The 22,334-nt window shown below is 63.0% G+C and carries 23 protein-coding genes; 10 read left to right on the forward strand and 13 right to left on the reverse strand.

Annotation, left to right across the window (positions count from 1 at the left end):
* Positions 1–336 precede the first annotated feature (336 nt).
* The 6 genes from AC2FLM_RS03145 (at position 337) to AC2FLM_RS03170 (ending at position 6,522) form a co-directional block, all read left to right on the forward strand.
* A complete protein-coding gene (locus AC2FLM_RS03145; RefSeq protein ID WP_496855494.1) occupies positions 337–2,028 on the forward strand; it encodes a bifunctional helix-turn-helix transcriptional regulator/alpha/beta hydrolase in 1,692 nt (563 codons plus the stop codon).
* A 236-nt stretch (positions 2,029–2,264) separates the two neighbouring features.
* Complete coding sequence (locus AC2FLM_RS03150) at positions 2,265–2,864, forward strand: rhodanese-like domain-containing protein (RefSeq protein ID WP_234184534.1); 600 nt, start codon at positions 2,265–2,267, stop codon at positions 2,862–2,864.
* A gap of 61 nt (positions 2,865–2,925) precedes the next feature.
* Positions 2,926–3,159 carry a helix-turn-helix domain-containing protein gene (locus AC2FLM_RS03155; protein WP_496855496.1) on the forward strand — a complete coding sequence of 78 codons (234 nt, stop codon included), beginning with the start codon at positions 2,926–2,928 and terminating at the stop codon, positions 3,157–3,159.
* A gap of 212 nt (positions 3,160–3,371) precedes the next feature.
* Positions 3,372–4,625: an adenylate/guanylate cyclase domain-containing protein gene (locus AC2FLM_RS03160; RefSeq protein WP_496855498.1), complete on the forward strand. Its 1,254-nt coding sequence runs from the start codon at positions 3,372–3,374 to the stop codon at positions 4,623–4,625.
* A 55-nt stretch (positions 4,626–4,680) separates the two neighbouring features.
* Positions 4,681–5,946, forward strand: a complete 1,266-nt coding sequence (locus tag AC2FLM_RS03165; protein ID WP_496855500.1) for an adenylate/guanylate cyclase domain-containing protein — start codon at positions 4,681–4,683, stop codon at positions 5,944–5,946.
* Between the two features lie 87 nt (positions 5,947–6,033).
* Positions 6,034–6,522: a thermonuclease family protein gene (locus AC2FLM_RS03170; RefSeq protein WP_496855502.1), complete on the forward strand. Its 489-nt coding sequence runs from the start codon at positions 6,034–6,036 to the stop codon at positions 6,520–6,522.
* 31 nt (positions 6,523–6,553) lie between these two features.
* Here AC2FLM_RS03170 and AC2FLM_RS03175 read toward each other — a convergent pair whose 3' ends face one another.
* From AC2FLM_RS03175 to AC2FLM_RS03205, 7 genes are all read right to left on the reverse strand, one after another.
* The gene (locus tag AC2FLM_RS03175; RefSeq protein ID WP_496855504.1) at positions 6,554–7,402 is read right to left on the reverse strand and encodes a phage BR0599 family protein; all 849 of its coding nucleotides are present in this window, start codon (positions 7,400–7,402) and stop codon (positions 6,554–6,556) included.
* A gap of 4 nt (positions 7,403–7,406) precedes the next feature.
* Complete coding sequence (locus AC2FLM_RS03180) at positions 7,407–9,086, reverse strand: vWA domain-containing protein (RefSeq protein ID WP_496855506.1); 1,680 nt, start codon at positions 9,084–9,086, stop codon at positions 7,407–7,409.
* On the reverse strand, positions 9,079–11,562 hold the full coding sequence (locus AC2FLM_RS03185; RefSeq protein WP_496855508.1) for a phage tail tape measure protein: 2,484 nt from the start codon (positions 11,560–11,562) through the stop codon (positions 9,079–9,081). The genes AC2FLM_RS03180 and AC2FLM_RS03185 overlap by 8 nt, the downstream gene beginning before the upstream one ends.
* Complete coding sequence (locus AC2FLM_RS03190) at positions 11,555–11,683, reverse strand: DUF7697 family protein (RefSeq protein WP_496855510.1); 129 nt, start codon at positions 11,681–11,683, stop codon at positions 11,555–11,557. Before AC2FLM_RS03190 ends, AC2FLM_RS03185 begins: the two co-directional genes overlap by 8 nt.
* A gap of 98 nt (positions 11,684–11,781) precedes the next feature.
* Positions 11,782–12,219, reverse strand: coding sequence for a phage-derived protein YdaY family protein (locus AC2FLM_RS03195; RefSeq protein ID WP_496855512.1), 438 nt, complete (start codon positions 12,217–12,219; stop codon positions 11,782–11,784).
* Positions 12,220–12,221: 2 nt separating this feature from the next.
* Positions 12,222–13,166, reverse strand: a complete 945-nt coding sequence (locus AC2FLM_RS03200) for a phage tail tube protein (protein WP_496855514.1) — start codon at positions 13,164–13,166, stop codon at positions 12,222–12,224.
* 24 nt (positions 13,167–13,190) lie between these two features.
* Positions 13,191–13,610 carry an acyl-CoA transferase gene (locus tag AC2FLM_RS03205; RefSeq protein WP_496855516.1) on the reverse strand — a complete coding sequence of 140 codons (420 nt, stop codon included), beginning with the start codon at positions 13,608–13,610 and terminating at the stop codon, positions 13,191–13,193.
* 190 nt (positions 13,611–13,800) lie between these two features.
* Between AC2FLM_RS03205 and AC2FLM_RS03210 the strand changes: the two genes are divergently transcribed.
* The 4 genes from AC2FLM_RS03210 to AC2FLM_RS03225 all read left to right on the forward strand — a co-directional run bounded on the left by AC2FLM_RS03210 (position 13,801) and on the right by AC2FLM_RS03225 (position 17,507).
* Positions 13,801–14,964 carry an MFS transporter gene (locus AC2FLM_RS03210; RefSeq protein WP_496856313.1) on the forward strand — a complete coding sequence of 388 codons (1,164 nt, stop codon included), beginning with the start codon at positions 13,801–13,803 and terminating at the stop codon, positions 14,962–14,964.
* 81 nt (positions 14,965–15,045) lie between these two features.
* Positions 15,046–15,906 (forward strand): hypothetical protein, encoded by an 861-nt coding sequence (locus tag AC2FLM_RS03215; RefSeq protein WP_234184547.1) that lies wholly within the window; start codon positions 15,046–15,048, stop codon positions 15,904–15,906.
* A 230-nt stretch (positions 15,907–16,136) separates the two neighbouring features.
* Positions 16,137–16,439 (forward strand): SH3 domain-containing protein, encoded by a 303-nt coding sequence (locus AC2FLM_RS03220; RefSeq protein ID WP_496855518.1) that lies wholly within the window; start codon positions 16,137–16,139, stop codon positions 16,437–16,439.
* Positions 16,440–16,715: 276 nt separating this feature from the next.
* Positions 16,716–17,507 carry an alpha/beta fold hydrolase gene (locus tag AC2FLM_RS03225; protein ID WP_234184549.1) on the forward strand — a complete coding sequence of 264 codons (792 nt, stop codon included), beginning with the start codon at positions 16,716–16,718 and terminating at the stop codon, positions 17,505–17,507.
* 23 nt (positions 17,508–17,530) lie between these two features.
* On the opposite strand, the gene AC2FLM_RS03230 is transcribed toward AC2FLM_RS03225, so the two are convergent.
* From AC2FLM_RS03230 to AC2FLM_RS03255, 6 genes are read right to left on the reverse strand one after another with little or no spacing between them, the layout of a single operon-like run.
* Positions 17,531–18,163: a DUF6441 family protein gene (locus AC2FLM_RS03230; protein ID WP_496855520.1), complete on the reverse strand. Its 633-nt coding sequence runs from the start codon at positions 18,161–18,163 to the stop codon at positions 17,531–17,533.
* Positions 18,160–18,471: a head-tail joining protein gene (locus AC2FLM_RS03235; RefSeq protein ID WP_496855522.1), complete on the reverse strand. Its 312-nt coding sequence runs from the start codon at positions 18,469–18,471 to the stop codon at positions 18,160–18,162. The genes AC2FLM_RS03230 and AC2FLM_RS03235 overlap by 4 nt, the downstream gene beginning before the upstream one ends.
* Positions 18,471–19,484 (reverse strand): major capsid protein, encoded by a 1,014-nt coding sequence (locus AC2FLM_RS03240; protein ID WP_496855524.1) that lies wholly within the window; start codon positions 19,482–19,484, stop codon positions 18,471–18,473. The genes AC2FLM_RS03235 and AC2FLM_RS03240 overlap by 1 nt, the downstream gene beginning before the upstream one ends.
* Positions 19,485–19,515: 31 nt before the next feature.
* Positions 19,516–19,881 (reverse strand): head decoration protein, encoded by a 366-nt coding sequence (locus AC2FLM_RS03245; RefSeq protein ID WP_234222048.1) that lies wholly within the window; start codon positions 19,879–19,881, stop codon positions 19,516–19,518.
* 3 nt (positions 19,882–19,884) lie between these two features.
* Entirely contained in the window at positions 19,885–20,871 is a 987-nt protein-coding gene (locus AC2FLM_RS03250) for a head maturation protease, ClpP-related (protein WP_496855526.1), read from the reverse strand.
* Between the two features lie 4 nt (positions 20,872–20,875).
* Positions 20,876–22,312, reverse strand: coding sequence for a phage portal protein (locus AC2FLM_RS03255; protein WP_496855528.1), 1,437 nt, complete (start codon positions 22,310–22,312; stop codon positions 20,876–20,878).
* Positions 22,313–22,334: the final 22 nt, after the last annotated feature.

Below are 22,334 nucleotides of genomic sequence, written 5' to 3' on the forward strand. Positions count from 1 at the left end.
CGCGGCGCCAGCACATAAGAGATCGCCGTCAGCACAAGGCTGGCGACAATCTGGACGACAAAGTTCCAGACCATGGGAGAGAGGCTTTCGGGGTTGGGGGGTTTCTGTGCAGCTGGCCTGACGGCAGCGTTCCAAAGAGGATCGAACGGGGGAAGGAATTTTCATTTTTGGGTTGGCAAACTAACACCCAAAATTCTGCTGCTTACGTCCAAGTCGCTTATGTTTGGATAACGGGAAGATTAATGTATGAATTATTGAATGGATGCTTCGCCTCTCGAAACCGGTAAGAGCGAGGTAGGCCCGGACGGTACTTGTCCTGTGCCTATCAGAGACTTGTTGATCGCCGCGATCTATGAAGCAGCGATCAATCCTAACGCGTATGGCAGTTTCGTGTCCGCGCTCGCGGATTATCTTGAACACTCCGCTGTAAATGCATGGAAAATCCGCAATCTGTCCGAAATTGATATCGATGTCATCGAGGCAGATCGAGGACTTGCCTTACACTTCACAAATTTGAAAGCACGACTCGCGAACCAACCAAACCGGATCATCCCTGGTAGTTTACGCGAACGGATCTCTGATCGGCGAGGCCTTGCCATGCTGATCGATTCGAAGGGCAGGATCGTCAGCACTAGCCACGCGACGTGTGCAGCGCTGGGTGTTGCTCAGCCAAATGTGGATGTACTAGCCGGAAGACTGCATGCTGATGATGCAATACAGCTTCGCAAAGCGGTAACCGACCACGTTGTACACGGTCGTTATGTAGGCATACGCATTCTGCGTGGTGACGCGTTCCATATCATTGCGAGAACATTGCGATGTGAATCTGATGGCGAGAATTTCTTGTGTCTAGAGGCTCTCGTGGTCGATTGGTCCGAAGAACTTGAAAATGTATTGCAGACCTCTTTCGGCCTCACCTCAGCAGAGCTGAGGGTCCTTCAACCGTTGGCGTTTGGTGAAAGCATCAGCGCAATTGCTCTAAAATTCGACCGGTCGGAGGGGACTATCCGCAACCAGATCAAATCCATTCTCGCAAAGACAGAAGCTGGCAGGATCGCGAACCTCAACCGGATCGTCGCGCTGGTCGGAGAGACCGTAGCAGGGGCGCCGGCGCTGCACAGTGTCCCAAGCGACAAAGTACCCGAACTCGATATTCTCACGCTTCCAGATGGCCGTATGCTTGAAGTGCGCAAACAAGGGCCAAAGGGTGGCGCACCCATCCTTTTCATCCATGGCATGCTATTTGGAAGCGAATTGCCGAAAATAGCGATGGATCATATTGAAAAACTTGGAATTCGGCTCCTCGCGCCAGCCCGGCCGCATTTTGGTATGTCAGATCCATCGCCGGGTGTGCCAGAAAATGAGCCGGACCGACTAGTCGAGGATCTGGTTTTCGTTTTGGACCATTTCGGAATCGAGAAGACCGTTTGTCTCACCAATATCGTCGGCTCCATTTACGGCTATGCTTTGGCTGCTGCTGTGCCGAACCGCTTCTCAGGCCTTGTGCATGCTGCGTCAAGCATACCGGTTCTCAAAACCAAGCAATTCGCTGCCATGCCACAGACTCAGAGACTGATCGCGTTTCTTATGCGCTTCGCACCGGATCTTCTTCCACCTTTACTACAATCCGGCATTGCACAAATCCGGGCAGCGGGGGAACAGTCCTTTCTCGCCACCCTTTATGAAGAAGGTACGTGCGATCACGCAGTCGCGCAGCGACCAGAATTGCGCGATCTGTTAAAGCGCAGCGTGCATTTCGCTACAGATCAAGGGTATTTAGGAGCCTTTACTGATACCCTTCATGTAGTGAGGGATTGGTCTGGCTACGTACAGCAGGTGAGCGCGGCTGGTATTCCAAGTATCCATGTTCACGGTCTCGAGGATCCACAGTATCCAATCCGCGATGTGATTGAGTTCACGAAACGTTTCGACAACGTGCACACACGATCCGTGCCCGAGGCGGGGCAACTCCTTCTTTTTGAAAAACCCGCCTTGGTGTTCGAGGCGGTTTCAACTCTGCTGGTCTGACCCGCGACGGAATTCCGAAAGAGCACCGCCTGCCGGACCATGATGCCGGGCCAGTTGCCGGAGATGGATTCTTACATAAGACAAAGTCATGTCCAATCTGGGACATGACGTTAGGTAAGCGACACGATTGAGTGATCGCAAAGCCTCATATTGCGCCCGCAGCCAATGCATATGCTGAGACCCAAGACTTATCCGATATGCCCTATCGTTCTTTTAGTTCCAGGAGGTTCCAAAAAATGAATAATTTTCGCTTTCTTGGCGCAATATTTGGCGCCTTTTTTCTGTACGTACCATCGATATCCTTCGCCGATGACCCAGTCCATTTTGTCTCGGCAATCAAGCCTGCAAGCCTGCCGGACGAGAAGCGCACAACCCTTGGTCTTTACCTGACAGCTGTGGAGACCGGGGAGTTTCTTTCCGTCCGGAAGGACGCACTACTGATCGATATCCGGACCCGGGCAGAGGTATCGTTTGTCGGCATAGCGGAGGAGGCAGACAAGAACATTCCCTACATGGTGATGGACGAATTCTGGGACTTCGACGACGAAAAGGGCACCTATAAGATGACGGTGAATTCCAATTTCACGACAGAAGTGAACGATCTCGTTCGCGAAAAAGGACTGTCGAAGGAAGGCACAATCATCCTCATGTGTCGCTCTGGCAGTCGCAGTGCGCGAGCAGCCAATTTGCTGGCACAACTGGGCTACTCCAACGTCTATTCCGTAGTCGATGGGTTCGAGGGCGACAAAGACCCGCAAGGCGCGCGAACCGTGAATGGTTGGAAAAACGCTCATCTGACCTGGTCATACAAGATCCGGGGCGATCAGGCATACTGATTGGTCTTTTTGCGGAGGCGTAGCGGAGTTGATCCGGTCCAGATCTTCGGGGAAGAAGTCGATGCGAGACACTCTGGACTATCAGCAATGGATCGGTTTCGGAAGCCGACTACGCGACTTGCGCCTCCGTAGAGGCATGACACAAACAGCGTTGGCGAAATCGCTGGGTTTCGCGCATCCGTCTTCGATCAGCAATATCGAAAAGGGCCGTCGCCCTGTGGTAGAAGCGGAGTTGTCGCGCATCGCGGAAGCTTTGAACTGCAGTCTTGAAGAGCTTTCGATCGGGCGCCAGTGACCGTCTTCGGCCGCGGCGCCAGCACATAAGAGATCGCCGTCAGCACAAGGCTGGCGACAATCTGGACGACAAAGTTCCAGACCATGGGGAGCGGGCTTTCGGGGGTTGGGGTATGTGCACGTGGCGGCGCAGTACGACGCTAGGGTCGTTGCCGTTTGAAGAATTCTCGATTGCGGCTAGGCTGGACGCATTCGATCAAGGAGGCGCCGGATTTGGCGGAGGTTCAGCCCGAGTTCACATCGCGATTGCCGCGCTGGTTGCGGTGGTATCTGGAGTATGGGTTGGAAGGACACGAAAAACGTCAGAGACGAAGACTGTTCGCCCTCAATTTGATCGCGTTCTTCGCCGTACAGACATCCCTGACATATGCGGCGTTTTATCTGGTCTATGACCTTGATCTATGGCCGGGCGCACTTGGCGCGACATTCAACGCTGTGATGTTCGGGGCATTGCCCTTTCTTTACCGAAAGAGCGAGTTTTTCGGCTTCTTCATCGGGGCCATTCTGAGCTGCGCCAGTTTTCTTTTCCTGACCTACCTGATGGGGATCGGATCGGGCATTCACTTGTTAATGTTTGTCGCGCCTGCGGCGGTCCTGGTCATCTTCGGCCCCCAGCGATGGGGACTGCTGCTCTCGTCCATTGTGGCGTCGACACTGGGCGTCGGCTGCGCGGTGCTCCTGATCAAAGAGCCTGCTCTGTCCGCGGCTGATGATCCGACCTTGCAGACCGGTCTCATGTTGGTGTCAGCCACTTCGGCATTGTGGTTGGTGCTCATTCCCGGCTATGTCGGCTTCCTCCGTGCCGAACGCGCCGAAGACGCCCTCGAAGCCGAACATGCCCGCTCCGAGGCGCTGCTGTATAACCTCTTGCCCACCGAGATCGCGGCCCGCCTCAAGGACGCCCCCGACCAGACCATCGCCGACAGCCTCGACCACACCGCCATCCTGTTCGCCGATATCGTGGACTTCACGCCGCGCTCGGCCCGGATGACCCCCGAGGAACTGGTGAGCTTCCTCAACAGCATCTTTTCGACCTTCGACGAACTGGCCGCGAAACACGGGCTGGAGAAGATCAAGACCATCGGCGATGCCTACATGGTCGCCGCCGGTCTGCCCCAGCCCGTCGACCGCCCCGTCCACCGCGTCGCCGAAATGGCTTTCGATATGCTCGCCGCCCTGCGCACTCTCTCGGTCGAGATCGACGAAGAAATCGAAATTCGCATCGGCATCCACTCCGGCCCGGTGGTCGCGGGCGTGATCGGGCACCAGAAGCTGTTCTACGATGTCTGGGGCGACACGGTAAACACCGCCTCCCGAATGGAAAGCCACGGAGCCGCAGGCCGCATCCAGGTCACCGCCGCCGCACGCGAGGCGCTCAAGGGCGACTATAATTTCGAGCCGCGCGGACCGGTCGAGATCAAGGGGATCGGCAGGCTGGAGACCTGGTGGCTGACGCAAAAGACCTGACTTGCCAAGCGAGACTGGGTTAGGCTGGACGCATTCAATAAAGGAGGCGCCGGATTTGGCGGAGGTTCAACCCGAGTTCACATCCCGATTGCCGCGCTGGCTGGCGTGGTATCTTGAGTATGGGGTTGAAGGAAAAACAAAGCGTGATCAGCGACGGCAATTCACGGGCAATGTGATAATGGCTTTGTCGGTTCTCACGTCTGTTCTCTATTCTGGCGGCTTTTTCCTCTATGATCCGGAACTATGGCCAACTTGTGCGGTAGCGGTGGCCTTGGGAGTGCAGTTCTTCATTCTGCCGTTTGCCTTCGATCGCTACCCAAATGCAACAATTGCGCTCAGCACGGTGTTTTCCTGCGCTGCCTTTTCGTTTCAGACTTACCTGGTCGGGACTGAAACAGGGCTTTACCTTTACCTTCTGCTGATACCTGCAATCTGGCTTGCGGTTCTGGGACCCAACAAACCACTTCATCTTGTCTCGACAACATTGACCGGGATCGCAACCATCCTGTTCAGTGTGTTCTGTTTCGGCGCACCAGCACTTCAAGCGGCACAGCAGCCGATTCTACAGGCGCTGCTGATGTCAACTTCAGTCATTTGGGTCGGCCTGCTTATTCTGGCGTTCGGATATGTCGCGTTTCAGCGCGCCGAAACCGCCGAAGACGCGCTCGAAGCCGAACATGCCCGGTCCGAAGCGCTGCTCTACAACCTGCTGCCCACCGAGATCGCGGCCCGCCTCAAGGACGCCCCCGACCAGACCATCGCCGACAGCCTCGACCACACCGCGATCCTGTTTGCCGATATCGTGGATTTCACACCACGATCCGCCCGGATGACGCCTGAGGACTTGGTGAGTTTCCTCAACCGCATCTTCTCGACCTTCGATGGACTGGCCGCAAAGCACGGGCTGGAGAAGATCAAGACCATCGGCGATGCCTACATGGTCGCCGCCGGTCTGCCCCAGCCCGTCGACCGCCCCGTCCACCGCGTCGCCGAAATGGCTTTCGACATGCTCGCCGCCCTGCGCACTCTCTCGGTCGAGATCGGAGAAGAAACCGAGATTCGCATCGGTGTCCACTCCGGCCCTGTGGTGGCGGGCGTGATCGGGCACCAGAAGCTGTTCTATGACGTTTGGGGCGACACGGTGAACACCGCCTCCCGAATGGAAAGCCACGGAGCCGCAGGCCGCATCCAGGTCACTGACGCCGCACGCGAGGCGCTGAAAGACGACTATGATTTCGAGTCGCGTGGGGCGGTCGTGATCAAGGGTATCGGCGCGTTGGAGACATGGTGGCTGACAGGTCGAAAGGCTCTGACAGTTTAGAATAGCCTTCCGCAACCTCGAGCCAAATCCACCACCTGATCAGGTGCCCGCCGAATTTTCGCCACGCGCGCGGGCTAGTCGTGGATCATGGGCAGAAGCATCAGATACAAGCGGTACTACCGCCGAAACGCCATGGTGTTTGCGATGTTCGTGTCCTTGGGCGCCCTGATCCTTTTCGATGTCGATATCGATGACCCGTTCAGCAGCTTCAAATCCGCGGGACGCAACACCGTCCGTATCCTGAACGGTGGAAACGCCAGGACGGGGATCCGGCCGCAGTCTGGCTCTGGCGCGCGTAGCCTGACGGGTCCTGTGACGCATGTGCGGGATGGTGATACGATCGAAGTCTCGGGCACCCCGATCCGCATCGCCAATCTTGACTGCGCCGAAAAGGGTTCGATGTCCGGGAACAGGGCCACTGCACGGATGAAAGAACTCGCCCGTTCGGAAACCCTGACCTGTTCCTCGTCCGGGAAACGGTCCTATGATCGTGTCGTCGGAACCTGTGCCTTGCCGGACGGACGGGATATTGGCGCGGTGCTGATCGCCGAAGGGGTCTGCGGCCGCTGGCGGTGACCCAAGAAGCGGTTCAGGTCCGAACACGCCCTCAAATGATACTCGTCCCCCCGAACGGGTTCCTGCCCGGGATATCCGGGAACCCGCCGAAGTTCAGCAGGTTGCCGAAGCGGTTCGCGCAGGTGTCGCGGCGCAGGTCGCAACCGGGGGCGATCTGGATGCTGGCGGTGAGACCGGGATCGTCGATCTCTGCTTCGAGCGCCGGCATCCGGCCGGAGAGCGTCAGGGTGACACCGGTGTGCCCGGTGATGAAGCCCGGAATGCCTGCGTGGCGCAATATGCCCCCACGATACCAGCCGTCTGGCTGTGTTGCAGCCTCGGGCACGGTGATCTGTTGTCCTGAGCGGGCGGTCGCCGTCGCCGGGACCAGAAAGCTCTCGATATCGAGCCGGCAGCCGCCGGCATAGAGTACATGACGGCAGAGCCGCTGGTAACGGGCGCGCACGCCCTGGCGGCGCATGGCGGTGAAGAGCGACTCCGCCCTGAGAACGATCCTAACCCCTTCGACCCGGGCCGAGACGATGCGCCCCTTCCAGTGCGCGACCAGCTCGCCCGGCACCTGCTCATGGCCGCGGAAGATGGTGAGCGTGGTGACCGACGATCCCCGCGGCCCGAGCCAGCGGCGGGCGAAGGGATCGGAGAGCGGAAAGGTGAGGCTCAGATCGACCCGGCGCGGATCGCCGCTCTGGACCACGTTGCCATGGGACAACGCCGAGGTAGCCCATGCGGTATCGCCCGGCTCATCGGCAAGCGTGCCACCGGGAACGACCCAATCCGAGGACCGGCTGACAAAGCGCCAGGTCTGCAGGCCTTCTGCGAAGCGATACAGAAAGAGTGGCCGGCCTTCGGCGGTTGAGGTCTCGAGGTCGTCATAGGTCATGGGCTCAGATCGGATCGGGGATTTCCAGAACGGGGAAGCTGACCTCGGTCCCTGCCGGCCGATGCTCCATCTCGATCCGATCGGTATCGAGCCGCACCAGGGTCAGGAGATGCCCCGGCGTGGTGATCGGAACATCCCGGTCGAGTGGGTCGATCCCGAGGCGCAGGCCGAGGGGATCGAGGCTGGCGCTGATGATGACGCGGAAGATCGGCTGTCCCGGCAGGTCCAGGAGAACATGCCGGCCGATCCAGTCGGAGGGATCCAGGCGCGGCGCTACGATCAGGACATCGTCTCCGGCAAGTGCCTCCTGCTGCAGGGCAAATTCCCGTCCCCAGGAGGGGAGCCAGAAGGCCCGCGCCCGACCGCGCAGATGATGCAGCCAGCGGCGTCGCGACCAGCTGTTTCTCGGACCGATGTCCTTCAGCGTCAGCACAGAGCCATGTTCCACCAGATCGCGCAGGGGTTCGAACACGACTGGCCCCAGCCCGCTGTCGACACCTTCGAAGCTTTTCGACAGGGTCTCGGCCAAGGGCTGACGCAGGACACTCGGGTCCATCAGCACATCCCGGCCGTGGTAGCGTGGACTGCCGAAGAGCGTACCGAGCAGCGTGTCGCGCAGGCTGTCGGTATCGCCGGGCGCAATCACCGGCACGCCATCGGACGGGGTGTTGTCCAGCGTCGCGGTCCAGCTGGTATTGGTGAGCCCGATGTTGAACCCGTAGACCTCCACATCCGCGATCGTCTCCAGCAGGGCCACGGCAGCCGTGGCCGAGCTCAACGGATAGGGCTCCCCATCGGTCAGAAACAGGATGATCCGTCGCTTGGCTCCAGCGCCGGCAAAGAAGCCCTGGGCTTCACTGAGCGCCATGGCAAAATCCGTACCGCCCCGAAGGGCCGGCGGCTGGGCAAGCCAGTCGGATAGTTGCGTGAGGTCCTGGCGATCGGCGTCGCGTCGCACCTGCATGTCGGCGACCGTTTCGTTCCAGAGCAGGATGCAGATGTCGTTGCGCAAGGCGGGTGGCACACTGCCGGCCAGTTCATCGACCAAGGCCCGCACCGCCGCCATGGCCGCGGTGATCTTGGTCCCCGACATGGACGTGCTTGTATCGATGGCAATGTAAAGCGCGGTGCCGCGCAGTCCGGAGAGATCGGCACTCTCCTGCAGCAGGAACCGCGCGGTGACAAAGCCGAGATCCGCATGCCGGCGTTCAATTTCCAGCGGCGCCAGCAAGCGGGCCCGCCGCGCCGGTGCGATCACCGGGTGGGTCAGATCGACCCCGGTTGCGGATGTCAGGTCAATTCCGTCTGGATGCACCGCGGCCACGGAAAGCAGATGCGCGCCCCCACCATCGCTGGCGGCAACGGCAAAGCCCGGCGCCCGGTAGTCGGTGTAGCGCGCCGCGATGCTCAGGCTGGTATCTCCGAGGGAAATATCACCGTTGCCGCTGTCGGCCATGTGCCAGAGCGGCACGATCCAGTCGCCCGACAGACCCCGGCGGGCCAGCGCCACAGCTTGCGCCAACCCCGGACCATCCAGCCTATGCCGAAGGGTCAGCACCTCGCGCGGGGTATCTCTGAGTGAAAGCCGCTGTTCACCGGCCTCGCTCTGTAACACGTCGGTACGCCATTCCAAGACTTCGGTTGCCGGACCATGCGCGGCAAAGGGCCAGAGGAGATCAGCCATCGAATGCGCCCCGGTTGCGGCGGATCACGTTGAGAATGGCGCGTTCCCCGGCGGGCGTGGCGAGATAGTCCCCCACCAGCCCGGGATCGAGCACGTTGATGATCCGTGGTGTGATCTGCGGCGCGGGTTGCGTTGTCCCGGCTTCCACCCCCAGCCGTCCGCCGGGTCCCCGGCGCAGTGGCAGGATTGCTTCCGGCCCGGCCTCGCCCATGAGACCGATGCCACGAGCAAAGGGAAACACGGTCGGGCGATCCACAATGCCGCTCCCCAGAACCCCACCCCGGGCAAAGGCGGTGATCTGCCCAGATTGTGCAAAGACACCGCCCTTGGCAAAGCCGCCGCCGAAGAGGCCGCCGATGGCCTTGGTGATCCAGCCGAAGAGGCCGCCCCCGCCGCCGCCAGACACCCCACCACCGGAGAAGGCGCGGAAGAGTGCGTCCTCGATCGGCTTGAAGGCCGCGTCGATCAGGCGGTTGGCAAGGTTCCGGGCAATGCCGGACACCGCCTGCGCGAAACTGCGCCAGCTGAGCTCGCCGGACTTGAGCGCCTCTTTCAGCGGACCGGTGATGTCCTCTGCCAGACCCTTGGCCAGTTCCTTCGTGCGTTCGATGGCACTCTTCGCCCCGTCCCAGGCCTTGCTCCCGGCCTCGGCCGCCTGCTTCAGCGCGCCGCCCGCGCCACCGGCGGCAGATCGCGCCCGCCCCAGTGCGGCTTCGGTCTCGCCGAGGGCCGCGTTCAGTCGTTCCGTGGCCGCTGCGGCCTCGGTGGTCACGTCGCCATTCTCGCCGGACCCGGAGACGGAAGCGCGCAAGGCGTCCAGCGCGGTGAGCGGTGCCGTGGCCTGACTCGCAAGATCGAGGGATCTGGCCCGCGCGGCATCCGCACGTCCGCGCGCCGCATCGGCAGTTGCTGCCAGCCCAAGATCGGGCACGGTGAGCGGATTGTCGGCAAAGGCACGGTCGAAGGCGGCTTGGGCAACGCTTGCGGCATTGAACGCGGCCCCTTCGAAGCTGTTCTCGATCCGGCCCAGGTCGAGATCGGGCACGACCGGGATGCGGCGTTCGACCCCGAGGGCCTCGAGCCCGGCATTCACACCGGAAATGAACCCGTTGATCCGGGCAACGACACCGTTGAGCATCGCCTCGACGCCCGCGATCAGGCTGTTGGCCGCCTGGAAGGCGATATCGCCCATCGCAGCGGGCAGCAGGCCCCAGATCGCCTTGATTGCTTCGAATGCTCCTTCGAAGCTGTTCGCGGCGGCATTGGCAAAGCCGACCACCGATTCAAGGGCGCCCTGCAATGCGGAAGCCGTCACGGCCTGGACCCCGGCAAATCCGGCCTCGAAGGCTGCAACGACACTCGCCAAGCCCAGCCCAATCCGCTCCCAGACCTCGGCGGCCAGATCGCCGAGCAGCGTCATCGCGTTGGCAAAGCCGCCCGCGCCGGAGACCAGCTGGGTGAACTGGTGTACGAGTTCGCCCGCGCCGACGATCAGCGCGCCGATACCGGTGCGAATGAGTGCGCTGCGTAGGACGACGAGCGCCGTGGCGAGACCGCGCACGGAGAGGGCTGCAACTGCCAGCCCGGCGACCCAGCGGCCCGCGAGGAAGGTCGCGAAGGTCACGGCATAGGTGGTCAGGCGGCCGATATTCTCGAAGAGGCCCGTGATGGCTTGTCCAAGCGGCCCGGTGCGGTTCGCGAGCGCGGCCATGGCGTTGGTCACCGCTTCCAGCGCGGGGGCTGCGGCAACGGCCAGCTGGTTGGACAGCCCGCGCCAGATGAGCCCCAACCGCGAGATTGCATCGTTCGTGCGCTCGATCTGGTCGGCGTCCTGTTCGGAGACCACCACCCCGAAGGCGCGCACGTCTTCTGTCGCCTGGCGCAGCGTCGCGGTGTCGATGCGCGACATGGCGATGGAGCCTTCCTCGCCGAAGAGCTGCCCCGCGACCGCGGCGCGCTCGGCGGCGGGCACGAAATTCTCGATCGCGGCGTTGATGGCACCCACACGCTCGTCCAGTGGCAGGGCAATCAGGTCGCTGGCGGACAGGCCAAGTCGGTCGAGCGCGTCGGCCGCGGGGCCAGTGCCGGCAGCGGCCTGGCTCAGGCGGCGCGTCAGATCCTTGGTCGCCTGCTCGATGCCGGACATCGAAACGCCAGCCAGTTCGCCCGCGCGTTCCAGCGTCTGGATCGAGGCGACGGTGGTGCCGAGCGACTGGGCGAGCTTCGCCTGCGCATCGACGGTCTGCAGGCCGGAGCGGATCATCGCCACGCCAGCGGCGGCAGCAGCTGCCACGGCGGCGGCAGCCGCGACACGGACCCGCCGCGAGAAGGCCGCGAGCCTTGCGTTGGCCGCTTCCATCTCCCGGCTCAACCGTCCGAAGCCGCGCGCGCCAGCCTCGCCGACGCCTTCGAGTTCGGCGCGAACCTGTCGCCCGCCCACGGCCGCGAGGCGGACGCTGACCCTCTTCTCAGCCATGGGAGTGATCCATCTGTTCGTTGAATTTGGCCACCATCACCGCTTCGATGACGGGCAGAAGTTCGGCCGCGACGGCGGGCGGCACGCCAAGAGCATCCCCGAGCGCCAGTGCTGCCGACATGTCCCAGCCGACGACGGCGCCAGGGATCACCCGCAGCTGGCCGCCGAGGCGTCCGACGAGATCCCAGACCTGCCACCCCTCATGGGTCAGCGGATGGTTCAGGCGCGCGGGGCAGTCTTCGCACGTTTGCGCGCAGACTTGGCAATATCGCTCACCCCCGCCGAAGGACCATTCGGCAAGGGCGCGGAGGCGTTTTTTTCCTGTTCCAGCAACAGACCCTTGGAGACATAGGTCAGCTGAAAGGCCTCGAAGATTGGCCAGATGTCGAGCAATGCGTTGATGGCCTCGGGGCTCGGGGCGATCGCGTTGCCGTCGACATCACCAATCCCCTCCCAGGCGAGCACTGCGCGGCGCGCAAGCGCCTTGGCGAAGGCGACGGCTCGTTCCTCGTCCGATGCGCCCTCGGGCACCGCCTCCACGGCTGGATCACTGCGCGTCGCCACCATCAGCGCGGTGGTCAGTGGGCGCAGCTGCACCCGAACGCCGGGTGCAAGGTCGCGCCAGCGCGGGGCGTTACTCAGGTCGAGCGTCAGCATTCTCAATATACCTCGATGTCGTTGATCAGGGTTGCTGTGCACATTCGGCCGACCACGCTGTCGCGGGCGGCCTGCCAGTCGAATGTGGCCTGCACCCCCTGTGGCCCGGAAATCTCGATCCGAGGGCGCGGCAGGTAGACAGCGTGCACCGTGAAGGTGAAACTCTCGCCCGAGGGCAACGCGTAGCCGAACTCGAGCTCGCAGGCCTCGCCATAGATGGCCTGCGTCACCAGCGTGCTGTCGGCAAAGCGCACCTCGATGGAGCCCGTCAGTGCGGCGATGGACGGGTCCGCCCCGTCAATTCGGCCATCGCTGCGGATGGTCTCGATCCGATCGAGGTTGTTGGCATAGGTAATGTCGGCCGAGACCACGTTGCCGAGGGCGCTGCCGTTCCGGGTGACCTGTCCGTTGAAATGGCCGAAGCGCTTCAGGGCAATGTCTGCCAGCGCACCGGCACTAGACGCCGTGCCCACCGTCTCTCCCTGCGCCACCAGCCGCGCCGTCGCGGTCAGCAGGCCGGACCGCTGCATCTGCCAGGTGATCTGGTCGAGCACGCAGCCGGAATACATGGCAAAGCGTGGCACCTCCGGCATGCCGGTCTCGATGGAGAGGCTCGGCAGCGTCCAAGACCCCGACTGGAACTCGTGGGTGAACGGTCCAGGCGCCGTACCGCTGGTGACAGGCTGACCGAAGGCTGCCTTCAGCCAGAACCCGAAGGCCTCGGCATCGAGCGGCACAACCACGTCCCCGTCGGCCGTCACCGTGTCCTTGATCGGCGCCAGCGGATCGCGGCCGTAGCCCAAGAGCTCGGAGTTCAGGAGCGGCTGCTCGGCGCCGAGCGTTGTGCTGGCGAAGGGCATCTTCGTGTAGCCACTCGCGGGCGGCGTGCCATAGGTCGTCTCGAACGCAAGCGCCATCTGCGCCCGCGCCCCCTGGGCTCGTGCCATGGTATTCTCCTCGGGTTGTCGGGATCAGCCGAGCGGATCGGCTGTGGAATAGTGCAGGACCACCGGGATCACGGCCGCCTTCAGACCCGCCGCGCCCTCGATCGGCAGATCAAACGGGCGCGGCGCTTCCGCTTCGACCCAGTCGCAAAGCCCGCCGAGCGTGCGGTCGGTTGCGAGCGCGGCACCGATGCCGGCGGTCAGCATGTCGAAGGCCGCGTCACGGTCGTCGCCCTGCACGACAGCCTCGATGTCGGCGCGGTGCTGGTAGTGGTAGGCCAATGGCGACAGCGTCACCTCGGGCTCGCCCGGCTCCCCGTCGCGCAGGATCAGCAGTCCATCGGCGGGCACACGTTCGGGCAGCACCTCTCCGCGCAGAGCGGGGGCGGGCAGCACTGAGAGCCGCGCGTGCAGCGCGGCGAGGATGGTTTCGCGGGAGGTGGGCATTGTTGTTCGCTAACCTGCAGAGACATAAAAAGTCGGGGCGGAGGCTGAAACGGACCTATGGGAACTCAGCCTCAATAGTGCACGAGGCCAAAACGCTTGCATGGTTCTCGACTTTGGACTTAGCGTGGCAGAGACACGCCGCAGATCACTTCACATCGCATCGTTGTCTTGGAGGATTTCTTTCGTGCCGATGCGATGGGTCGTTCTGTTTGTGCTGTTTTTCGCCCGAACGGTCATGGCCATCCAGTTTCAGTCCGTGGCAGCACTGTCTCCGTTCATCATGGACAGCCTCGCGATAACGCTCACGGAGATAGGGAGCCTGATCGGCCTCTTCTCGGGACCCGGTATCATTGTCGCGGTTGCAGGTGGTGCGGTTGCAAGCTGGTTTGGCGACAAGCGGACCGTCATCGCAAGTCTGGTGCTCATGGTCGTCGGCGCAGCGATCTTCACGACAACGACAACTCTTGCATGGGCCGTTACCGGTCGGATCACTTCAGCCGTCGGTGGGCTGGTTCTCAACGTTCTGATGACCAAGATGGTGATCGACTGGTTCGCCGGGAGGAATGTTTCAACGGCTCTGGCGATCTTCATCAGCTCCTGGCCGGTCGGGATCGCACTTGGTCTGCTGATACTGCCGCCAATCGCTGCCAGCGCGGATTTGCGGACAGCCTGGATCGCCCTGACGATCCTCACCGTGGCGGCGCTTCTGCTCTTCGCCTTCGTCTACAAGGTTCCGCCCGGTGCGGTACCCGGTAATGCGCGGATCAGCTTCTCCGCTCTGCCCTGGACGCCACTGGCATTCGCCGCGGTTCTGTGGGGCCTCTACAATTGCGCATTCGCGATGATCTTCAGCTTCGGCACCCTTGTTCTCGCCGACCGCGGCATGCCAGTCATCGCGGCCAGTTCCGCGATCAGCTTCTACATCATTGCCGGCGCGATATCGATTCCGGTCGGAGGATGGCTGGCGGATCGGACCGGACAGCCCGATCGGATCATCCTCGTCAGTCTGATTGGCGGCATGCTCGTATTTCCAGCAGTTCTTTACCTGCCAAACAGCTTCTTGCTCGCCGCACTTGTGTTGGGCGGCCTGCTGGCCGGGCTGGCGCCCGGGCCCGTGGTCGCCATGCCCGGCCTTATCCTTTCGCCCGAAATGCGCGCCTTCGGGACCGGCGTATTCTACTCCATCTACTATGTGCTGATGATGATCGCCCCGGCTTTGGCGGGCGCCCTTGCCGATTACGTCGGGGATGTGAGCGTCGCCTTCGTTCTGGGTGCCGGGATGATGCTGCTCGCGATTTTTGCGCATTGGGCGTTTCGGCAAACAGCCTCTCCGCCGCAGGTTGCGGGATCATGATCCGGCCATCGCGACAGAGGAAGACAAAGCCGCGTGGCTCACAGGCCTGGCCCGAGCAATGACGGCCTGCGAGGAAAGGCTATGACAGACCGTGGTTTCGCAGAGACCGAGAATGGCAGGATCCTGGCCGGGATGGCCCGAGACTGCCGCATGATCTTTTTCACCGGGCTGCCAGCGTCCGGCAAATCATTCTTTCTCCGTGCGCTCCTCTCGATTGCAGGGAATGCCGGACGCCGCGTCCATCTGATGCGATGGGATGCGGGCCTGGCCTCGTTTCAGACGGATGAAATCCTAGCACGCTACCCGGATGTCGCGGACGGAAGCCACCCGATCGTCCGAAAGGCCGCGGGATTATGGGGACGGCAGGCCGTTGCGCGCTGCCTGGACATGCATCCGGATCACGCGAACCTTCTTGTCGGGGAGGTCCCCATCGTCGGAAACAGGTTTTCCGAGTTGGTGAAAGTGCTTCCCGATGAGGTTGAGGCCGCCTTGGCATCGCAGGAGACGGTTTTTGTTTATCCGGTGCCGACCAGGGAGATGCGGGGAAAGCTGGAAGCCCTCCGAAGAGAGACCTTCGCGAACCCAAGGCACCCGGATGAGGCCAGGGATGCTCCTCCCGCCACCATGGACCTGGCCTGGAAGCTGACCTGCACGAAGTCCATCGAACTCGGACTGGTCCAAGCGCCGGACGCCGAAAGCACGCCCGCGTATGACGCGGCATTGTACCGCCGGTTCTTCGACCATCTGCTCCGGCATCGGAACGCTCGGGCGCTGCACGTGGAAATGTTCTATGCGAGCAGCGGATCAGCCCACAATATTCAGGGTGGCGTTTCGGAAATCTTCGCGAAGCCCGGAGAAGTCGAGGACGCGATAGCAGCGATCGAAGCTGTCATGGACCCCGAAGCCGCCGCCCGAGCAGTCGAAAACTGGTATCGAATGTGATCTGTCTGCGGTAGCCGACTTGTCCCGCAAAGCCGACGTCACCAGTTTTGCCCTCCGCCCAGTTCGCCAGAATCAACTCCGGTAGGCAATCGAGCGCCCGCTCGGCATGCGGCAAAGCCGCTTGGAGAACCGGATTGGTCGTGAAAGTCGAACCCTGCAATCGTGCCGCTGTTTCTTTCAGCGGGCCGACAAACTACGCTCCCCGTCGAGGCAGATTACAGGAGAAGACGATGCACAAAGCCATTTTCGTCGCAATTGCAGCGGTTTTTATCGGAACTCTACTGAGTTCCAACCCTGCAACGGCCGGGTCGCTCGGACGCTTCGAGGTTTCCGGCGTCGAAGGAGATGACATGCTCAAGATGCGTGCAGGCCCAGGAACCGGGTACCGCGTGATCCTTGGTCTGCCGAACGGTACCGTGCTGCGCGTCCACACATGCGAGCAAACCGGAGGCATGCGCTGGTGCCGCGTGTCCCTGGAGCAAGCACGTGGGCTCCAGGGGTATGTATCCTGGGCATACCTGCGGAAACTGTGACCGAAAGCCTCCGGCTCACCTTCGTGCAGACAAGCGGCTTTTGGCCAGCACGCGCTCGGGCAGCATAGGACCGCGCAGGGCAGTGGCGAAAGCCGCGCGTGCAGCGCGGCGTGGATGGTTTCGCGGGAGGTGGGCATTGTTATTCGCTAACTAGCGGTGGCAGCCAAGGTCTGGTCAGAGCGCAAAGTTTCCCTTCCTAGATGAGGCGCAAATGATGGCTTCTAGAGCGACGTTTTGTGATACGGGTTCTTGGGAGCTCCACAGGATACTGAAATCATGCTGCATCACAGGATTATTGGAACCGGCACACCCGTCATTGTGCTGCACGGTGTGACGCTGGACCTGAGATACATGATGGACGTCATGGAACCCGGCTTTCGCGGGAGCGGTGACTGGAAGCGCATCTATGTGGATATGCCCGGACATGGGCAAAGCCCCGCACGCGAGGACATCAGATCGCAAGATGATCTACTGAACTCCGTGCTGGACTTCGTGAATGTGATATTGCCAGGTGAGCCGTTTGCCATCGTTGGTTTGTCGCGTGGCAGCTACATTGCTCGTGGGCTGATGCATTTCATTCCGGACCGGATTTTAGGCATGGCATTGATCGTCCCGGGCGGCAACCCTTCCGCCGATCCCGCAAGGCTTCCTCCTGCGCAGGTTATTGAACGGGACACATCTATCGGACCGGAATTGTCTGACAGTGAGATCTGGGCACATGAAAACCTTTTTGCCGTCCAGCGATGGGACATTGTCGAAAAGAGGCGACAGATCGTTATCCCCGGTCTCGACGGTTTCGACGTGGAACAGGAAGCACGTGTGAAAAGTGCCTTTGACTTCAGCTTCGCCGAAGAAGAAGAGGCAACGACCGTTACGGTGCCCAGCCTAATTGTCGTCGGGAGACAAGACAGCGTCAGCGGCTATCTCGATGGCATCGATCTGATGCACAGGTATCCGCGAGGGACGCTCGCAGTATTGGATACCGCTGGCCATGGTCTTGGCTGGGAACGTCCAGAAATATTTCAGGCACTGGTGCGGGATTGGCTGGATCGGTTGTCGCGCGTCTGACTGCTTGGTCCGCAGAGCCACCATCACCGAATTTTCCCCTCCACCCACCTCGCCACGATCAACCCCGGCACACTGTCGAGCGCCCGCTCGGCATCCCGCCCCAGATCCAGCCGCTTCGGCAACCTGACCTGCGGCACCAGTAGAAAGATCGGCACCGTCGCGCGCCCGCGGCCGGTCTTCGACCGCGACGCCACCCCCAGCCCTCGACTGTTCAGCCGTCCTTCGGCGACGAGCAGGCTCGGGCCCCGACGCCGATAGACGAACCGCAACCGCAACCCGCGCCGCCGCTCCCATTCGCCCGGCGTGATCCGCCCACCCCGCAGCGAGTTGCCCGCCGCGGGCAGCGGGATCGCCAGCCAGAACCCGTTCTTCGAGCGGATCAGCGGACCTGTGTCATGGGCGCCGACGATGACCGGGGCTTTCGACCAGACCAGCGCCGCGGCGTTCAGGCTCTCGCCGGCCTTGGGGAAGGTCTGGCTCCGGATCGAGTTGGCGAGCCGCCGACCGAGCCCCGCGCCGGTGATCTGTCCCCTCCAAGCGGTCTTCAGTCCGGTCCCGGCCTCGCGCATGGCAGCGGTGACGGCCTTTTCGCCCGCTTTCACCTCTGCCGCCATCATTGCGACGATGTCGGGATCGATCTCGAGTTTCAGTTTCATATCGGACGCAAATCCACGGTCCAGATCAGCCGCTCGCGGTCCCGAACGGGCTCGCCCTGGACGAGGAAGGCCTCGCCATCGATCTCGATGCGATCACCGGGTCGCGGGTTTGTCACCTCGGCGAGGCGCAGGTCGAGCCGGGTGGTTTCCGACCAGAGCCGCGCCTCGCCGAAGGCGGTGATGTCGTCCGGCCGCCGCAGGATGGCGCGGACCAGTGACGGCGCGCCCCCCTCGGCGGTATAGACAACATCGCGCGCGAGATGCGCATCCGAGAAGAGCGCATCGAGGGCGGCAGCAAAGGCGCTCATCAGGTCCGCCGGGCCTGTCGCAGCACCTGCGGCCGGGTGCAGATCGGCAGAGGGTTCGACTCGATCTCGAGCCGCACCCATTCATCGCGATCCCGGTCAGGGATGGTGCGCGCATAGAGCGGTAGACCGAGGGTGTTGACCGTCTCGAAGGTATCCGCCGGGGCGTGGTAGATCTCGAAGAGACCCTCGACGCCTTCCGGATAGAAGAAGGCCTTGTCGGTCGGCACGCCAAAGGCGGAACTCCCCCGGTAGCGGCGGAAGGTGATGCCGCCAAAGCTGACCTCGTCGGCAACCCGGCCCCGCAGATCGGCCGCGGCGGCGGTGTTGAGGTAGGTCTCCCGCACTTCCTTGTGGGCCACGAGATCGGCGAAGAAGGCCGAGCCACATTCGGCGCGCACTTGCACCGCGCCCGCGGCCAGTCCGCCCAAGGATTCCTCGACGCTCTCGATCAGCGCTTGGCAGCGTTTCCTGAGCGCGCCGGATCCCGGGCTCGCGTTGTCGAGATCGAAGTCGAGCTCGGCCACGGGCGTGATCCCGAACTCGGCGGCATAGTCGATCACCGTGGCGCCATCCTTGGGGTCCTTCACGATCCCCTGGATGCCGTTCAGGAAGTGATATTCGAAGGTGGCCTCGGCATCCTGGCGCAGACGGCGCAGCCGGTGGGCCACCTCGGTCTGCACCTGCTGGGTGGCTGATTCCAAGCCGAAGTCGCGCACCGACTGGATCTCGGAGGCCCAGAGCACGTCCTGCTTCTTGAACTGGCGGCAGACGAAGGCGCGCATGTTGCGCCGCTCGGGCACCTGTTGCTCATAGGCCGAGCCGCGTTCGGAAAACGGGATCAGCGACAGCGTGCCGTCGCGGCTTTCGATCACAACGGTGCGGGAGCGCACGCCGCGGGGCGAGAATAGGCCGGAGCCCGAGAGCAGTGCGGGCTTGAACGGGATGTTTTCCAGCGCGCGGGTAAGCTCGATGACCGAGAAGGCATCGGCCTCGAAGATGTCCATGGTGGCCATGGTGCGATCCTTTCGGGGGAAGGGTGTGAGGTCAGCGGGTGAGAATGCCGGCCGCCAGCAGCGCGGTGTGCGCGGCGTTGATCTCGGGTTCGGTCGGCGTGCCCGCGAAGACGAGGTCGTGACGGTTGACGATGGCGGGGCCTCGGACGAGTGCCACGGCCGGGACATCGCCCCCGCTGGCATCCGCCTTGCCCCAGAGCACGGCGACTGCGGTCTCGGTGCCATCGACGGCGGCCGGGTCGTGGGCGGCGTATTTGCCCGAAGCGGTGATCTTTCCGAGCACGGTGCCGGGCTCGAGCGTGCCCGCGGCAATGGTGATGGTTTCCCTTGTGTAGTCGCGGAAGGCCTCCCAGACGAGAAAGCCGCCGGGATGGGTGGTCTCGGTGAGCATGGGCATGTGTCACTGTCCTTTGCGTTTGAAAGTCTGGGCGATCACATCGCCCCAGGGTTTTGCGGATGGTCCCGGCCCGGGCTGGGCATGGGCGGGGAAGATCTCGGGGTCGGTCTGCGCCCTGGCGGCCAGCAGCGCCGCCCGCACGGCGTCGAGTCCGGCATCCTCCTCGAGGAAGTGCCCCGCCCTCTGTGGCTGGCCCGCGAGCCGACAGAGATCGATTACGGCGCGGGCATGGGCGATGACCTCCGCCCGGACGACAGCAGCGTCGGAAGATGCGTTGCCGTCTGCAACGGAGCTTGCGGGCTTGGGCGTCGGACTTGCGGGTGTCAGTTGGGTGTTTCCGTCTGCAACACCCTCGGGCGGGGTCTCGGCTGTCTCGGCGGGTTCCATTGGGCCTGCCGCGGCCTCGACCAGTTCCGGCGGCGCATTGCGGAAGCGCGCCACATCGAAGGCGGCGGCGAGTTTCACGGGCGCGGCGATGCGGTCGATGAAGCCCAGGTCCAGCGCCTCCTGCGCGTCGAGCCAGGTCTCGGCGGCCATCAGCACGGCAATCTCGTCCTCGGGCTTGCCGGACTTGGCCACGTAGCCCGAGACGAGACTGCCCTTCACCTTGTCGAGCGCCTCGGCCATGGCGCGCATGTCCCCGGCTGTGCCCATCACCAACCCCGAGGGATCATGGATCATCAGGAAGGCGTTTTCCGGCATCACGATCTGGTCGCCGGCCATGGCGATATAGCTTGCGGCCGAAGCCGCGATCCCGTCGATCCAGACGGTGATCTCTCCGGCATGGCGCTTCAGCGCGTTGTAGATGGCGACCGCATCGAAGACCGAACCGCCGGGGCTGTTGAGGCGCAGATCGACCGGCGTGCCCTCGGGCAGCGCGCCCAGCTCGGCCAGGAAGCCCTTGGCCGTGACGCCATAGGCGCCGATCTCGTCATAGATCAGCACTTCCGCGCCGGACGCCCGGGCGCGGATCGTGTACCAGGATTTCATGGGATCACTCCTGTTGAATGTCGGTGTCCGGGTTACTTTCGGACGGTCCGTCACTGGAATTTGGATTGGGCTCTCGAACTGGCGTGGCCCGCGCGCCCTGCGTCTCGCCCGGGCTTGTGCGGTAGCGCAGCCCAAGACCGGCCGCCCGCGCGGCATCCGCGGCATTCTCGCGATCGACCTCTTCGATGTCATAGCCGGTGGCCTCGACCACCTTGCGCCGGGAGGTGAGCCCCGCCTCCATCGCCAGCACCTGCGCCTGGATGTCCTTGAGCGGATCGACCCAGTCCCAGCGCGGCGGGATCCATTGCACCGGCAGTACGGTTGCCGTGTCGCCCACGTCGATCGCCCCGGACAACACGGCTGTTTCCAGCCAGCGCCGCCAGATCGGCCGGCAGAGCTGATGCGCCATGACCCCGTGCTGCAGCTGTCCGATGCGGCGGCGGAACTCGACGAGCTCGGCTCTGAGGCTTGAGTAGTTCGCCTGCCGGACATCACCGGTCACGAGGTGATAGGGCAGACCCAGCGAGGCCGAGACCGCCAGCAAGGTGCGATACTGGAAGGCCTCGTAGCTGCTGCCGACATCGGCGGGGGCCGAGAACTTCACGTCCTCGCCCGGTAGCAGCACCTGCATCGTGCCGGGCTCGAGGCTCGCGATGGCCGACCCATCAAGATCCGCCGCGCTCTCTCCCATCATGGGATCTTCGGGCGCAGTCTTGGTGATGAAGCCCGCGAACATCGCAGCCGTTTTCTTCCGGTCGAGCTCGGCGTCGTCATACTGGTCGAGCAGGAAGAGCCGCACCATCGCCGGGGCCACATGCGGCAGGCCGCGGATCTGGCCCGCGTCGATGGGCCGGTAGATGTGCAGCACATCCGCGGCCGGTACGCGCACCGTCTCAGGGATGACCGCGCCCATGTCGGTGCTGTCGCCGGGATGCCGGCGGCGGAAGTGATAGGCCACGCGCTTACCCGTAGCATCGAACTCGATCCCGCAGCGGATCCGGTTGCCATTGGCCGCCGTTTCCGTTTTCTCGAAGGGCAGCATCTCGGATTGCAGGAGTTGCAATTGCAGCGGCACCAGCAGCCCGTCCTCGGCCCGGCGCGGGCGCAGGCGGACGAAGCATTCACCGGCCACGAACATCTCGCGAGCCACCATGGCCTGCAGGCCGTAGAAGTCGGTCAGACCGTCCGCATCCGCCTCGTCGGTCCAGGCGAGCCACAGCCGCTGCACCCGGTCGCGCAGGTCGGCCTCCCCGATCAGCGAGGAGGGCTTGATCCCGTCGCCCACCAGGTTCGCGGCAAAGGCCTCACAGGCGTTGGCGGCATAGCCGTTGGTCACCACCAACTCGCGCGAGCGCGCCAGCAGCCGCGGGCCGCCCGAGGCGACCAGCGCGTTGATGTTCTCCAAGGGCGGGTTCCAGCCGCGCAGCCGTCGTTTCGCCATGGCGCCTTCGAGGCGAGCGTGC

This window comes from Ruegeria sp. SAZD011, from assembly GCF_059612545.1.